A 590-nucleotide genomic window follows, 5' to 3' on the forward strand; every position below is an offset into this window, starting at 1 on the left:
GGGATCTGTATTCTGATGAGGTGTTAGTGCTATCCCGCCATGAGTTGCTATTGTTGCAGATGCAAGAATAAGCTCTACCGGTGAGCCTGGCTTTGTTTTGTAAGCCCTTGCAGCTATTGTGATAGGAAAATGCGGTCTAAACTCTAAAGGGATGATGTCACTTAACCAAGACGTGACTGCCGCACCACTTGTCAACAGAATTCCAATGTTAGCCATAACGATTCCATTCCTCTTAATTAAATAAACCGAATACCTAACATCTCCTACATCCTTAATGTACTCATATCGGTCCACCTTGTTAAGATTACCTATACTCTCATCAACTGATAGCTTAAATGCGTTGTACTCTTCTACAAAACTATTGAATGCCTCCTTGGTTAGCTTGGTGCTTAGCTCATTCAATATAGTTTGTATTGCATCGTCAGCATTTTCATAAGCTGCTGCAAGTTCGAATAACGTATCAAGGGCTGCGCTAGGATTACCCCCAAAGATAAGTTCTTTCAGTTTCTCAATTTCATCGTCAGCATACTTTTGAAGGAAGTTGATTAGACCAGGCTTATCAAGCGTCTGAGTGGTGACCACGCGATCAC

1 protein-coding gene is annotated in these 590 nt (G+C 41.7%); it reads right to left on the reverse strand.

Annotated elements, in window-relative coordinates:
- Positions 1-590, reverse strand: a 590-nt coding sequence (locus tag IQQ51_RS09380; RefSeq protein ID WP_193840885.1) for a hypothetical protein, incomplete at both ends; no start/stop codon positions are given.

Origin of the sequence: Vibrio sp. OPT18 (genome assembly GCF_015163615.1) — a bacterium.
Lineage (GTDB): Bacteria > Pseudomonadota > Gammaproteobacteria > Enterobacterales > Vibrionaceae > Vibrio > Vibrio coralliirubri.